This is a genomic window from Kordiimonas lipolytica (genome assembly GCF_001550065.1).
Window position 1 is genome coordinate 107,606 of record NZ_LRUB01000006.1, and the last position, 13,717, is coordinate 121,322.

13 protein-coding genes and 1 tRNA gene are annotated in these 13,717 nt (G+C 57.2%); 3 read left to right on the top strand and 11 right to left on the bottom strand.

From position 1 onward, the window contains the following. Nucleotides 1-10 precede the first annotated feature (10 nt). From KORM41_RS03450 to KORM41_RS03475, 6 genes are all read right to left on the bottom strand, one after another. A complete protein-coding gene (locus KORM41_RS03450; protein ID WP_068144542.1) occupies nt 11-1,150 on the bottom strand; it encodes a methyl-accepting chemotaxis protein in 1,140 nt (379 codons plus the stop codon). Between the two features lie 20 nt (nt 1,151-1,170). After that, nucleotides 1,171-1,698: a PAS domain-containing protein gene (locus tag KORM41_RS03455; RefSeq protein ID WP_068144545.1), complete on the bottom strand. Its 528-nt coding sequence runs from the start codon at nt 1,696-1,698 to the stop codon at nt 1,171-1,173. A gap of 129 nt (nt 1,699-1,827) precedes the next feature. Further along, nucleotides 1,828-2,310, bottom strand: a complete 483-nt coding sequence (locus KORM41_RS03460) for an ATP-binding protein (RefSeq protein WP_068144548.1) — start codon at nt 2,308-2,310, stop codon at nt 1,828-1,830. An 82-nt stretch (nt 2,311-2,392) separates the two neighbouring features. Continuing rightward, nucleotides 2,393-3,145 (bottom strand): substrate-binding periplasmic protein, encoded by a 753-nt coding sequence (locus tag KORM41_RS03465; protein WP_068144551.1) that lies wholly within the window; start codon nt 3,143-3,145, stop codon nt 2,393-2,395. A gap of 11 nt (nt 3,146-3,156) precedes the next feature. Next, the gene (locus KORM41_RS03470; RefSeq protein ID WP_068144554.1) at nt 3,157-3,600 is read right to left on the bottom strand and encodes a DnaJ domain-containing protein; all 444 of its coding nucleotides are present in this window, start codon (nt 3,598-3,600) and stop codon (nt 3,157-3,159) included. Nucleotides 3,601-3,605: 5 nt separating this feature from the next. Then, nucleotides 3,606-4,484 carry a division plane positioning ATPase MipZ gene (locus KORM41_RS03475; protein WP_156431877.1) on the bottom strand — a complete coding sequence of 293 codons (879 nt, stop codon included), beginning with the start codon at nt 4,482-4,484 and terminating at the stop codon, nt 3,606-3,608. A 139-nt stretch (nt 4,485-4,623) separates the two neighbouring features. Here KORM41_RS03475 and KORM41_RS03480 point away from each other — a divergent pair, with 139 nt between their 5' ends. Together KORM41_RS03480 and panC are read left to right on the top strand one after the other, a co-directional pair. After that, on the top strand, nt 4,624-5,556 hold the full coding sequence (locus KORM41_RS03480) for a glucosaminidase domain-containing protein (RefSeq protein ID WP_156431878.1): 933 nt from the start codon (nt 4,624-4,626) through the stop codon (nt 5,554-5,556). Between the two features lie 23 nt (nt 5,557-5,579). After that, entirely contained in the window at nt 5,580-6,437 is an 858-nt protein-coding gene (gene panC, locus KORM41_RS03485) for a pantoate--beta-alanine ligase (protein WP_068144762.1), read from the top strand. Between the two features lie 38 nt (nt 6,438-6,475). On the opposite strand, the gene KORM41_RS21685 is transcribed toward panC, so the two are convergent. Further along, nucleotides 6,476-7,810 carry a winged helix-turn-helix domain-containing protein gene (locus KORM41_RS21685; protein ID WP_068144560.1) on the bottom strand — a complete coding sequence of 445 codons (1,335 nt, stop codon included), beginning with the start codon at nt 7,808-7,810 and terminating at the stop codon, nt 6,476-6,478. Nucleotides 7,811-7,992: 182 nt separating this feature from the next. Between KORM41_RS21685 and KORM41_RS03495 the strand changes: the two genes are divergently transcribed. Then, on the top strand, nt 7,993-9,363 hold the full coding sequence (locus KORM41_RS03495) for a S41 family peptidase (protein ID WP_068144565.1): 1,371 nt from the start codon (nt 7,993-7,995) through the stop codon (nt 9,361-9,363). A gap of 98 nt (nt 9,364-9,461) precedes the next feature. Here KORM41_RS03495 and KORM41_RS03500 read toward each other — a convergent pair whose 3' ends face one another. The 4 genes from KORM41_RS03500 to KORM41_RS03515 form a co-directional block, all read right to left on the bottom strand. Then, nucleotides 9,462-11,117: a M20/M25/M40 family metallo-hydrolase gene (locus tag KORM41_RS03500; RefSeq protein ID WP_068144568.1), complete on the bottom strand. Its 1,656-nt coding sequence runs from the start codon at nt 11,115-11,117 to the stop codon at nt 9,462-9,464. 36 nt (nt 11,118-11,153) lie between these two features. After that, on the bottom strand, nt 11,154-11,954 hold the full coding sequence (locus tag KORM41_RS03505; protein ID WP_068144571.1) for a response regulator: 801 nt from the start codon (nt 11,952-11,954) through the stop codon (nt 11,154-11,156). A gap of 12 nt (nt 11,955-11,966) precedes the next feature. Continuing rightward, nucleotides 11,967-13,439 carry a magnesium transporter gene (gene mgtE, locus KORM41_RS03510; RefSeq protein ID WP_068144575.1) on the bottom strand — a complete coding sequence of 491 codons (1,473 nt, stop codon included), beginning with the start codon at nt 13,437-13,439 and terminating at the stop codon, nt 11,967-11,969. Nucleotides 13,440-13,616: 177 nt separating this feature from the next. Further along, a tRNA-Leu gene (locus KORM41_RS03515) sits at nt 13,617-13,703 on the bottom strand. Between the last annotated feature and the right edge of the window lie 14 nt (nt 13,704-13,717).

Genomic DNA, 13,717 nt, shown 5'->3' on the forward strand with positions numbered 1-13,717 from the left:
GCCTTTCTGATCAGCTATTCACAATGCGGACGAAGTCGCCCATCGCGTCAGATAGTTTAAAGAGTGGTTCGTCGATCTCATCGGATGACCAGATCACCTGGATAGACGATGAGTATGAAGACGCAGCTGTCTGAACCAGTTTGGTAACATTTTCAGACACGATCTCGATGTCATCCCGCAGCCGCCCCACCTGCTCCCCGATTTCGCCGGTTGCCGCGTCCTGCTCTTCGACCGCTGCGGAAATACCTGCGCTGATCTCGCTCAGTTCCTGCGTGATTTTCTTGATGCTGGCAATCGCGTCCACACTTTCGGACGTGGTCTGCTGAATGTGGTGAACCTGGTTGGTAATATTCTCGGTCGCCGCCGATGTCTGGTTCGCCAGGCTTTTCACTTCGCTTGCCACGACCGCAAACCCTTTGCCTGCTTCGCCAGCCCGCGCGGCCTCAATGGTCGCATTTAGCGCCAGCAGGTTGGTTTGGCTGGAAATCTTGGTGATAAGGTCAACCACGGAACTGATGGCCTTTGCCGCCTCTTCCAGCGACAAGATCTTCTCCGCCGCCAACTCGGTTTCGGACAAAGATTTGGCCGCACAGTCCGCCGACATGGTAATCTGGCGGGCGATTTCCTGCGAAGAGGCCCTCATCTGCTCAGTCGCAGCGGCGACCCCGTTGGTGTTCTCCAGCGTCCGCGTGGCAGCGCGGGACACCTCAATCGTGTTCGAAGAGTTTTCCTCTGTACGTTTGATCGAATCGTGCGCAGCGTCCTGAATTTCATTCTTCTTGTCGGCCACATCTTCAACCAGCGAGTCCACCAGCGAAATCAGCGAGGTTGACTGGCTGTGGATGGCGCCCATGTTTTCGATCGACGCGTTGATATCCCTTGCCGCATGCAGGAAGACGCCGGGCATGCCGGGTTCAAGGATCTTCCGGTAATAGCGGTGTTCCTTGACCGCCTGCATCGCCGCCTTTGCTTCACGAACGAAGGCGTCGTTGCGGTCAATAATTCGGTTGATTGCATTGAAAAGAGGTCTGAGTTCGCCGTCCTCCTGAAGGTTCAGGATACGCGCCTCAAAATCGCCGCCTGCCACTGCCTGGCATACATCTATCGCCTTCTGGATCGATGCATCGAGGTTTACTGATTGTTCCGTCATCACCGGTTCCTACTCTGCCGTCAAGCAAGCGACAGCGAAAATTCGTTCAAAGTCATGTTTTTGTCGCTCAGGAGCTTTGCGAGGTGCGCGCTCGAATCTTCAAGACCCTGCTTGCGGCCACCTGCGGCCTCAATCCTCAACAGGTCCTGGTAAAGCGGGATAATGGTCCCCTCAAGCGAGGCCCGGTTGGGAACCCGCCTGTTGGAATGATACCCAATGATTTCACCAGAAGTACTGAAAGAGGGAGTGACGTGCGCCAACACCCAATAGTGGTCGCCGTTTTTTGCCCTGTTCATGACATAGGCGAAGATCTCCTCGCCACTTTGGATAGAATCCCAAAGCGCCTTGAAGATGCAACGAGGCATGTCAGGGTGGCGAATAACACTGTGCGGCTTACCGACTACTTCCTCTTCAGTGTATCCCGCAATATCGAGAAACACGTCATTGGCGTAGGTGATATGGCCTTGCTTGTTCGTTTTGGAAACGATGATGTCATCGGGTTCGAAAAATACTTCAACACCCGTAACATGTGTGCGGTCATCACTCATTGATTAGAAATCCCGTATGCGTCTGTGTATCTTCAAGGATAGATTGTATCAGACCCCCGCCGGCGAGACCATATTCAGCCATAAATACTAAACAATCCGTTACCACTTGGCTGGATACTGGGCTTTTTTTTACTTCAGCTTTATGGAAGCTGTTACAACATTACCGATACCGCTATAGGCCAGTCCGTCGAAGCCGATGGACTTGGCCAGCAAAATGCCTCGCCCAAACTCGCTCTCGTTCAAAGACGCATCCGTGTCGCCCTGCATGAACCGCGCCCAATCGAACCCTTTGCCCTCATCAGTGATGCAGTATTGCAGAACCCCATCATTCTTGATGATGTCGACTTTCGCCAGGCGCTCTTTGTAGGGGCCATCTGTCAGGCGGGCCTGGATTTCCTCCACCAACCTGTCCTCGGCCAGTAAGTTGCGTTTCTCGTGGGCGCCAATCTCAAGATTGCCGTGCTCAATGGCGTTCATCATCAATTCGAAGAGGCCCATTTCCGCCCTGGGTGGCTCTGGCGCATGCTGCGAAAGCTTGCGCGCCAGGTCCCGCGCTTCTGACGGAGACCTGAATGAATAGCTTACCCGATTTTCACCCCCAGGTTGACACATGAGGCGGTCCCTATTTAACGGCGAGTTGTTATATTCAGCCTGCCCTGCCGGTTGCAATCTGTCAAACTGACAGTGCATTTCATCATTTTTCTTTCAGGTAGCGCGCCCTGATCCGCTCTGCGACATCACCTTCTGCAAGGGCCTTGACCCCATCATTGAAGCGTTTCACCAAAGCCGAATCCCGGACACACAGGCGCCGCGGCGTCGGCGGGAACCGAACAGCCACCTTGAACGGTCGCGGCTGGTCGGCCGCCAGTTGCTGATAGGCATATTCAAGCGCCCAATAGTCGCCGATATAGGCGTCCAACCGGCGGTAGAGCATCATCCGGATCAGCTGCCCGCGGTTATAGACCGTCACGCTGCTGCCGAAGGTGACGATATCCTCGGGCGTCAGCTCCTTCAGCACATCTACCGCGCCTGGGAACATTCCAACGCGCATGCCCTTCAGGTCCTGGACAGATGCGATCGGGTCCATCGATTCTATCGGAACCGATATTCCGTCATGCCAATAGCTGAATATCTCGCTGTTGATGCACAAGTCTTCATTGGTGCTGAAGGTGGTCATGGCGTCCACTTTGCCGGAAGACAGAAGCACCTGCACCCGTGAAAGCGGCGCATGCACGAATTCAACCTTCAGCCCCGCATGGGAAAAGGCTTCCGCAACCATATCCAGATCAATGCCGGAGGAAGGGTCTTCAAGCACATAAGGCGGATTATGGGTGATGGTGCCAACGATGACTGGCTGGCCCTGTTGCCATGTATCCGGCTCAGCCCACAGGGGCTGCACCCCGAAAAGAGCCAGAATCCCCACCAACAAAAGGTACCCGCGTCTCATAAGATCGCGCCTCACCGCCCTAAAAGCGTCTGTTTCGCCTCATTCAGCTTGCCAGCCAGATAGTCGTTTCCGCCTTTGTCCGGGTGGCACTGCGCCATCAGCTTACGGTAAGCTTGGTTAATTTCCTGTTCACTGGCGCCGTCTTCAAGCCCAAGGACGTCCAGCGCTTCCTGACGGGTCATCCCACCGGACGACCGGGCGCGACCTTCGCTCTTGCTCTTCAGGCGTTCAGACGCCTTGGTGCCGAACATGCGCCAGGCTGCAAATCCTGCGGGAATGACGGCCAAAAAGCCTTTGCCTGCTGCCAGCATCACAACACCAAACAGCGCGCACAGGCCCACGATGGCCCAGAAAAGCGACCGTTTCGCCGTCTCTACATCAGCGTTTGCCCACCAGTTCAGAAGAACCAGCAAGGAAAAGGCAAGGATCAGACCGATGACCAACCAGGCAATCACAGGGCTCAGGCCTCCTCAGTCTTGCGGAAAGGCAGATTGAGGGCGTCCATCAGCTTGCGGACTTCCTGCCGCGCTGCCACATGCGACATGGAAAGGCCCTTGCCGTCCAGCCCGCCTGCTTCCTTGAGGTCCATCAGCGTCAGGCCGCGCAGGAACAGTTCGCGGTAAATCACCCGTTCGCCAAGCCCCGGCACATGGCGGATTCCGATACGCTTCGTCAATTCATTAAGCACGCGCTCAACCCGCTCCTTGTTCTTGGCATGCAGGGCGCCCACACGGTTTCTCAGCACCACCCAGTCGATGGAACTGCCGTCGGCCATGGCGCGCCGCTGGCGCGCTTTCCAGACCATTTCGGCATAAAGGCTTGGGCCTTCCACCTTGTGGCTTGAGGCATTCACCCGTGCGAGCAGATCAAGGTCCACGAAACTGTCATTCACTGGCGTTACCAGCGTGTCTGCGGCCGTATGCGCCAGGCGCGACAGGAATGTGTCACTGCCAGGGCAATCGATCACAACCACATCCACCTTGTCGGCCAGATTGAGATAGGCTTCCTCAAAGCGCTGCTTTTCATCCGCCTCAGCCTCGTCTGCGGACCGCAGTTCGGACTTGGGCACCACCAGTTCGGTCGGATGCGGCAGATCAAGGCCCTTCTTTTCAGCGTAAGCCCGGCGGTTTTCGATATAGCGCGTCAGGCTTTTTTGCCGGGCATCCAGATCAATGGTGCCAACGCGGCGGCCTTCACGCAGCAGCGATACAACAATATGCATGGCGGTTGTGGATTTGCCCGATCCGCCTTTTTCGTTTCCTAAAACAATGAGATACGGTCGGCCCATCTCACCGGTGCCATTGCCCGCAGTCTCTGGGTTTGCCTTGTTATCCGGCACTTGGCCCTCTCCCTTACGCAATACTGACTGTGTCATGCATGTCACGCATCTGACGCCTTATCATTAGACGATCTTGCGATTTGCACCTACACTTATTAGCTAGATATTGGTAAATTATCCGCAGGGAGAAAAGTACAAAGTGCCCTTAAGCGCGCGTAACATTGCTGGAATATTGGTGCTTGTGGCCGTCATGATTGTCGGCCCAATTCTGCTTGCGCGCCACATGCTTGCGATCAGCCGCACGGACGCCTTTGTTGCGGACCAGCCCAATTACCTGGCCCACACGCCACCACCCAAGAAAATCAAAATGACGCCTAAGCTCGCGCGGCTCCTCAAGAAGGAACTGCATGCCGTTGAGGCCGTCCCTCGAGTATTCCTGACCCGCCTGCCGGAAGACCTGCCAGAGGTGAACGACGCCAATCGCAAGAAGCGCCTGTTCACCTCAACGCTGCTGCCGATTGTGCTGCGCGCCAACGAGCTGATCCTGGCTGACCGCGGGCGTCTTTTGGCGCTCAGGCAAAAGTTTGAGAATCAGCAGCCGCTCAAGCGCGCCGAGAAAAAATGGCTGCGCCAGATGGCCAAGACCTACCGCCTGAAGCGCAAGCAGGACTTCCGCACCAAGGATATCGATTTCCTGCTCTATAAGGTGGATGTGATCCCGCCGTCGCTCGCTTTGGCGCAGGCTGCGATGGAATCGGGCTGGGGCACCAGCCGGTTCGCGCAGGCCGGAAATGCCCTGTTTGGTGAATGGGTATGGGGCGATGCCGATGGCCTTCTGCCCGAAAACCGGGATGAGGGAAAAACCCATAAGATCAAGAGCTTCGAATATCTTCTGGATAGCGTTCGAAGCTATATGACCAACCTGAACCGGCATGCAAGTTATGAAGACCTGCGCCGTCGCCGCGCGGAACTGAGGGAACTGAATATCGGCATCACGGGTGCTGCGCTCGCTCCAGCGCTGGTGCGCTATTCAGAACGCGGTGCTGAGTATGTCAGCGACATTCTGTCGATCATCAACTATAACGATCTGGACGGCCTTGACGACGCCCGCCTCGTGGCCCAGAACTCTTGAACAACCCATTTCCGGATAGCCTTATGACCGCTTCTGTTCCTGCCGTACGAACCGTTGAAGACCTGCGTGCGCAGGTGCATGCCTGGAAGCGTGAAGGCCTGCGCGTTGGCCTGGTGCCCACCATGGGCGCCCTGCACCACGGGCACCTGTCGCTTGTGAACGCGATAGCCGAGAAAGTGGACCGGATCGTTGTCTCCATTTTTGTGAACCCGACCCAGTTCGGTGAAGGCGAGGATTTTGACGCCTACCCCCGCACCGAAGCTGAAGACCGGAAAAAGCTGGCCGATACACCCGCAAGCCTTGTGTTTGCCCCAAACGGCGCTGAAATGTACCGCACCGGGCACGCCTCCACCGTAACCGTAGCGGGCCTGACAGACCGCTTCGAAGGCGCGTCCCGGCCCGGCCATTTTGACGGCGTCGCCACGGTGGTGACAAAACTGTTGCTGCAGTGCCTGCCGGACGTGGCCATCTTTGGCGAGAAGGACTATCAGCAGCTGGCGGTGATCCGCCGCTTTGTCGCAGACCTTGATATCCCGGTGGAGATCATGGGCGGCGCGCTGATCCGGGAAAGCGACGGCCTCGCGGCCTCCTCCCGCAATGCTTATCTGAACGCTGAAGAGCGGGCGATCGCAGGAAAATTCAATGTGATTTTGAAGGAACTGGTCGCAGATGTCTCAGCCGGCGCGGACTTGCGCACTGCGGAACAAGCCGCCAGTGACAAGCTGCTAGAAGCGGGTTTCAAGGCCGTAGATTATGTCTCAATAGTTGACGCCAACTCATTGGAAATTATTGATAAAATCACCACACCTGCACGCGTGTTGGCGGTCGCCCGCATCGGCAGTGTGCGCCTGTTGGACAATATGGCGATAGAGGCCCGCTGAAGCCTCACCCTTGCGCACAGCACCTTTTAGCTTTGAGGCTACCGGGCGACCGGCGCGTCTTCACACCCATGTTCCGGGCCAAGTTTTTCGACCAATACAGAACACAGCTGCTCGGCCTGAGCCTCGTCTCCAGCCTGCCTCAGGATCGCGGCAAGGTGCTTGGTCGCCTCAGGTTCATAGGGCGCGATTTCAAGCGTGCGCCGATACCATAGCTCGGCTTCTTCCAGCCTGCCGGCGTCCTCTTTTTTCTTGCCTATAAGAGCACCAATCGCCGCTTGCCAAGGGCCGACCCGTTGCGGTTCCTGGTCGTAAACCTGACCCATGGTCTCAAATGCGGCCTCCAGCATCAGGACGCTCTGCTGCTGATCGCCCTTGATGTCGTATATCTCGCTCAGATTGACCATCGACTCCCAGGCGGTTTCATCAACCTCGATGGCGCGCAGATAAATCTCTTCGGCAAGGTCGATACGGTTCTGCATCGCATAGACCAACCCCAACGCCTTCAGGGCGTCGGCGTCCCTTGGGGTCAGCCTTACTGCCCTTTCGGCCAGGGCTGTCGCCCGTGCAAGTATCCTCATGGCCGAATCCGACTGGTGCATGTCACGCGAAAGCGCCTCCTGCACGCTGCTGGCCCCTGTGGCGAAAGGCGTGCTTGGCCACCTGATGACACGCTGCACCAACGCATTGGCAAGCCCGGCCTGTGCCGCCGCCAGGTCTGTGTCCAGGGCCAATGCCTTTTCATAAAGCGCGATGGCTGTTTCATTGTCCTGTTGCGTGAACTGCATATAGAGATCATTTGCCCGCGCTGTCAGTGCCGCGGCCTTCGAAGGCTCCGCCTCTCTGGGCTTCAGCACAATGAAAAGGGCCAGGGCGACAACGGTCGCAAGCCCAACAACAGCCAGCAGGACGGGTATCTTTGGGCTGGGCTTCGCGCTGACACCTGCCGTTACCGGCAACAATAGGCGGTATCCGCGGCGCGGCAGTGTCTCGATATAGGCCGGGTCTTTGGCGGAATCGCCCAGCGCAGCCCTAAGGCGGGACACTGTGCGGGCAACAGTATCCTCGCCAACCACCACGCCTGCCCACAGGCGTTCCTCTATCTCCCTGCGCGATAGGACCGCACCGTTCGCCACCGCTAGCAACAACAACAAGCCCATAACCTTGGGTTCAAGCGATACTGTTTCATCGCCCCGCACAAGCCGGCCAGTGTCAGGATGGACAGTCCAGTCGCCCACTTTGAAGGGCACTTGCTGCGGTATTTGCTTCATATTCTTCATGCTCATGAAGCGGATAGTAGCGGAGACAAATTCCAAAAACAGCAGGAATTTCAATGTTGTCAGGCTTTCGTCAGGAATAAAGGAGCCGCCCCACATGGACACGGTTCGAGATTGCCCGCATGACCGATGCATCGAGTTTCCATGTGGAGAATAAAATGAATACGAAGAAGTTACCGATAGCGAGAAGACTGATAGCGAGAGGGTTGGCCGTTCTGCTTGTCCTTTGGACAGCACCATGGGCACAGGCAGAGCCAAAGGAGAATAACCCTACCATTCCAGTGGAAGTAATCCGCAGCGATTTTGAGGCCCTATATGCTGGCCTCAAGCGTGCGCACGTCGACCTTTATGCCCACCGCACCAAAGCCGCCTATGACGCCCGCTATCAAGAGATGCTCACATCATTCAACCGTCCGCTCAGCTTGTTCGAAGTACGGGTCGCCTTCCAGAAGTTTGTTGCATATGGCAATGTCGCACACGCCAGGATCGAATTCCCGGAAGACGTATATCGCGATTTCCGGGACAAGGGCGGCCGGAGTTTCCCCATCTACCCCCGGATCGCTGGCGACCATGTTTATGTTGGGGAAAACTATTCCGGCAATGCGGACATCCGCTCAGGCGATGAGATCCTGGCCCTGAACGGCGAACCAATCGCCAACTGGCTGGCAAGGACAGCCGCACATATCTCTGCCGACACCGACTATATCGCCCACTCAATTCTTGAATTCGCCCTTCCACAGTATTTGTGGCTTGAATTGGGGGAAAGGCCCTATTTTGACCTGACATTAAAAGCACAAGACGGCAACATCCTGGATGTTCAGGTGAAGGCCACGACGCGGCAAGAACAGACACTTGCGGCGGATAATCAACCAGCCCGATTTGCACTTAACGGCGCGGAGCGGACAGCGAAAATGCTCACAGCCCAAACGGCCTACCTGCGGCCCGGTCCATTCTACAACTTTGAAAACCCCGCAGCTGTCTGGGACAACAGCGCCTTTCTTACCTTCACAGACGATGCGTTCGAGACCTTCATCAAAGAAGGCGCCCGCCAGCTGATTATCGACCTACGGGAAAACCCGGGCGGGGACAATTCCTTCAGCGACCCGATCCTGGCGTGGTTTGCAGACAGGCCTTTTCGCTTCTGTTCGGCCTTCCTGGTCCGTTCGAGCGATGAAGCAGCAGCGTCGAACCAGGCACGGCTGGATGCCAATCCGGCAGCCAAGGAAGGAATATCAGGCCGCTATGCACGCATGTATGCCGAAACGCCGCGCGGAGAGCTGTTCGACTTCGATATAGACTATGCTGAGCCGCGCAAGGGCGAACGCTTTGAAGGCCAGGTCTATATCCTTGTCAATCGGCACTCCTTTTCCAATGCCGTGACGATGGCGGCCATGGCGCAGGACTATGGCTTTGCAACCATTGTTGGGGAAAAAACCTCCGACATGGCAACAACCTATGGCGCGATGGAAAGCTTCACCCTGCCCGCGACCGGGATTTCCGTTGGCTTCCCAAAAGCCCATATCATCCGCCCCTCTGGCACACGGGAATCAGACGGCGTCACGCCGGACTGGGAAATTCCTTCGCCGATTGCCCCAACCAAGGAAGATGTCGTCCTGCAACAGCTGCTGGAGCGACTGGAGGCTAAGGGATAAGGGCTGGGTGAACTCGCGCATCCTGCGCCACTGAGCCAGATACAGAAAAGGCCCGAAGGCTGTGCAACCTTCGGGCCTTTTTTCCTTGATTGAAGCGCCTAGTCCTGAGCGACCTCGGCGTCATCGTCTTTCTTGTCCTTTTCGCGCTCGCGGGGCTCCGGCTCGCGCGGGAAGCGCTCCTCGCGCATCGCGGCGTTATAGACAAAGCTGGCCATGATCACGGCTGCCTGCTTCAGGTCCTTTTCAAACGCATGGTCATAGGTATCGACTGTGCTGTGGTGCAGGCGGCTACCGTAATCCAGCGGGTCCTGAATGAACTGGAAGCCCGGCAGGCCAATGTCATCAAACACCTCATGGTCCGTGCCGCCTGTGTCGTTCATGGTAACGGTGTCCGCGCCCAGATCATGGAAAGGCTCCAGCCACTCAGTGAAAATGGCGGCGGCGGCAGCATTGCCTTCGGCGTAGATACCGCGGATTTTGCCCGAGCCGTTATCCAGGTTGAAATAGGCTGAAAAACGCTCATAGTCCGGCTTCTTGGCAATCGGGAACATGCCGAATTCCTTGGCATAGGGTTCCATATATTTCAGCTTTTCATCATCGCTTTCCGGGCGCGTCGCCAGATGGTTCTTCACATATTGGTACGAACCGTAATAGCCCTGCTCCTCGCCGCCCCAAAGCCCGATCCGGATGGTGCGTTTGGGCTGGAACCCAATGGCTTTCAGAATACGCACAGCTTCCATGGTCACCGCCACACCCGCGCCATTGTCCACCGCACCGTCACCCATGAACCAGCTGTCAAGGTGGGCGCCCAGCATCACAACTTCAGGGTTGCGGCCCCGGCCCGGGATTTCCGCCAGTGTGGAATAGGACTGCATATCGTCCGTGTAATAGGTGGCCTTCACATCCAGGCTCATGCTCACGGCCTGATCATCCTTCAGCAGGCGAACGGCGCGGTCATAATGCTCTGACGCCATGCGCACACCCGGCAGCCCGGGCAGATGACCTTGCAGATACTGATAGCCGGTGGCTCCAATCAGCATGTTGCGGCGCGGCGAGCGGCGCACCACGGCAACTGCCCCCTCTTCTTCCAGGAAATCCGTCAGGTAATAGCCCCAGCTTTTATAATCAGTCCAGCCATCTTCCCCCGGGTGGCCTTCAGGGACGTCATAGGTGCTGATATTCTCAAGCTCTTCTTCCGTATAGCGGCGGATCGGCTCGTTGGCACGGCGGCGGTCTTCCGCGTTCATCTCGGTCGGATCCTTGTAGGGCGATACCGCATCCACAAGAACAATCTTGCCCTTGAGCTTACCCTTGTATTTCTCAAAATCGGCCTTCGATTTCATCGGCGCAAAAATCACATCCCCCGTCACCGGGCCCTCGGTGCCCGGATACCAGCTGATCGGAAGCGCATGAAGCTGGTCTGTTCGCGGCGCTGTCATGCGCACGTCCACGCTTTCCCACGTCCAGCCAGGCCCGAACTCAAACCCTTCAAGGTGCGCGTTCTCCAGCCCCCATTCCGTCAACTGATCCCGCGTCCACTCATTGGCCTGCATCATGGCAGGTGTGCCCGTCAGGCGCGGCCCGATGCGGTCCGTGAGATGCCTGAGCGTTTTCATCACCTGCGAATGGTTGAAACCTTCATCCCGGATTTTGGAGATGACGCCCAGGTCAGGCGCGTCACCGGCGCAAGCAGCACCGAAAATGCCGCTGAAACCAAGTGCAACAGATGCTGCAAGGATCGATTTTTTAAACATGACTTTCCTTTTGAACCAGATGACGGCGCTGCGGCCCTACAGCCCGTCGGTATACCATTCATATTGCTGGAACGGCTTCAGGGGCTCCATGCCGGAAAGCACAAAGCGCGTGTCGCACGACCAGTCTTCGAAACGCTTGAGAAGCGGCCACAGTTCCCGCTTCCAGGGCGGATTGACGCGGTTCACAGCGCCAATCATATAGTCCGGAAAGCGCAGATAGTGGCCGAAGGTGTGGCTTTCCTCGATAATGATTTTTGACAAACGCCCCAGGAAACAAACACGTTCCACAAGCCGCATGCCGTAATCCTTCGGCACAGTCGCCACTTCTTCCGCGATGCGCGCGCTGACCCGTTCGGTGATGGCGTCGTCTACCTTGATATGGTCTTCCACATGGGTAAAGGCATCGCCTTTCATGGCGTTGGCGTCCACCAGCGCGCGGCGCCTCAGGTCTGATGGCAGCTCCTGGAAGCCGCTAACCATCCAGAAGGCAATCCGGTTCCTCAGCCGCTCCACCGACCCGCCCTTGATGACAAAATCATCGCCGCCGGCCCGCAGGCCGCCGCGGATGATGTCAATATCGTCATACCCTGTCAGGTAAATCACCGGCATATTCTTCAGGCCCTGCTTTTCCAGGGAATCGACAAAGTCGAACCCGCCTTCGCCCGGCATCTGAACGTCGCTGATAATCAGGGACGGCCGGTGCGCACGGGTGGTGGCGATCGCCTCTTCAACGGTTTCCGCGATCAGGGTTTCAAAACCGAATTGCTGGACGGCGGCGGCCTGAATTCGCAGGACGACAGGCTCATCATCCACCAGCAAAACGAGGCCTTTGTCCATGTGCAAAGCGTCCTAGAGCAGAAACAGGGCGGCCAGCCCCAGGAATGCGAAAAAGCCCACCACATCAGTGATCGTGGTCACGAACACGCTGGAGGCGATGGCAGGATCAGCGCCCGCCTTATTGAGCCCAAGGGGCACAAGCACACCGCTGAGCCCCGCGACAACCATATTGACCAACATGGCGATCGCGAACAAGAGCCCCAAACCGGCATTGCCGAACCAGATCCAGGCCACCAGACCGGAAAAGACAGCCAGCGCGAAGCCATTGACGGCTGCGGCTGCGAGTTCCCGGTTCACCACGCGGAGGGCGTTGGTTGAGCTGAGGTCCTTGGTGGCGATTGCGCGCACGGCAACGGTCATTGTCTGGGTGCCTGCGTTCCCTCCCATGGAGGCCACAATGGGCATCAGAACCGCCAGCGCCACCATCTGTTCGATCGTGGCGTCGAAAAGCCCGATGACCACAGACGCCAGGATCGCGGTACCAAGGTTCACGAAAAGCCAGGTAAAGCGGTCTTTCGTTACTTCAAGGAAGTTCTCGTTTACGCCGGATTCTTCAGACACACCGGCAAGGGCCAGGATATCTTCCTGGGCCTCGTCGCCGATCACTTCGACCACGTCGTCAACCGTGACCACACCGACCAGCCGCTGGCTCTGGTCCACCACACCGGCGGAAATCAGGTGGTATTTGCTGAACTGGTAGGCCACTTCTTCCTGGTCGGCCGTGACATCCACAAGCGTTGGGTCATCATCCATGATCTCGCCGATGGTCACAGGGCGGTGGGTGCGCATCACGCGAGACAGCGGCACTGTCCCCACAGGCTTGTGCGACGGATCAACCACGAAGATGTCATAGAAATCGTCCGGGATATCCTCGTTCTCAGAACGCAGATAGTCGATGGTCTGACCCACTGTCCAGAACTGGGGCACCGCCACCAGGTCGCGGCTCATCAGACGGCCGGCGGATTCTTCCGGATAGCTCAGGCTTTCCTCGATCGCCACCCGGTCGTCAGCTGCCAGCGAGCGCAGAACCTCTTCCCGGTCCTCATCGTCCAGTTCACCAAGAACGTAAACGGCGTCATCGGTCTCGAGCTCGGTGACCGCGTCGGCGATCTGCTCGTTGGGCATATGCTCATAGAGGTCGTCCTGGGCCGCGCCCTCAACCTCGATAAGCACGTCAGGGTCCAGCCGTTCGCCAAGTAGCTCGATGAAGCCAACACGCTGCGGCGACGACATAACCTCAAGAAGGTCGGCGATGTCTGCGGCGTGCAGGTCTTCAACCAGATCGACAGCCTGGTCCTGGTTGTTTTCCTTAACCGCGCTCAGGACCTGCTGGATAAATTCCTTGTCCTGGTGAACTTCAAGTTCGGGCCCTTCGTCCAGCTCTTCCTTAGCCTGCTCTTCCTCGTCGTGGGGCGGCTCGCCTTCGGGTGGCATGGTCAGCACATCATCTTCGGGCAGATCTGGATTTTTTTCCTTTTCAGCCATGTATGCCTCCCCTGATTTGCTCGAAATAATGTTGGTTTTTTGGCGCACCCCCAACTGGTGCCGCTATTCATTCTTAAGTGATAAAAGAAAGCCCCAAAGGTTTCCAGCGAAAGGTGGAGAAAAGATGCGCGCCGCAATAAAAAGAAAACCCGCAGGGCGTTCCCTACGGGCTTTCATTGGTGCGGCCGAGAAGACTCGAACTTCCACGGGTGTTACCCCACAGCGACCTCAACGCTGCGCGTCTACCAATTCCGCCACGGCCGCGAGGTCGGGCGCTT

Excerpts from the sequence above, each read along its gene's own strand:
- KORM41_RS03465 (WP_068144551.1), bottom strand. The coding sequence starts at position 3,145 with ATGAGACGCGGGTACCTTTTGTTGGTGGGGATTCTGGCTCTTTTCGGG.
- mgtE (WP_068144575.1), bottom strand. The coding sequence starts at position 13,439 with ATGGCTGAAAAGGAAAAAAATCCAGATCTGCCCGAAGATGATGTGCTG.
- KORM41_RS03460 (WP_068144548.1), bottom strand. The coding sequence starts at position 2,310 with ATGTGTCAACCTGGGGGTGAAAATCGGGTAAGCTATTCATTCAGGTCT.
- KORM41_RS03450 (WP_068144542.1), bottom strand. The coding sequence starts at position 1,150 with ATGACGGAACAATCAGTAAACCTCGATGCATCGATCCAGAAGGCGATA.
- KORM41_RS21685 (WP_068144560.1), bottom strand. The coding sequence starts at position 7,810 with ATGTGGGGCGGCTCCTTTATTCCTGACGAAAGCCTGACAACATTGAAA.
- KORM41_RS03500 (WP_068144568.1), bottom strand. The coding sequence starts at position 11,117 with ATGTTTAAAAAATCGATCCTTGCAGCATCTGTTGCACTTGGTTTCAGC.
- KORM41_RS03505 (WP_068144571.1), bottom strand. The coding sequence starts at position 11,954 with ATGGACAAAGGCCTCGTTTTGCTGGTGGATGATGAGCCTGTCGTCCTG.
- KORM41_RS03455 (WP_068144545.1), bottom strand. The coding sequence starts at position 1,698 with ATGAGTGATGACCGCACACATGTTACGGGTGTTGAAGTATTTTTCGAA.
- panC (WP_068144762.1), top strand. The coding sequence starts at position 5,580 with ATGACCGCTTCTGTTCCTGCCGTACGAACCGTTGAAGACCTGCGTGCG.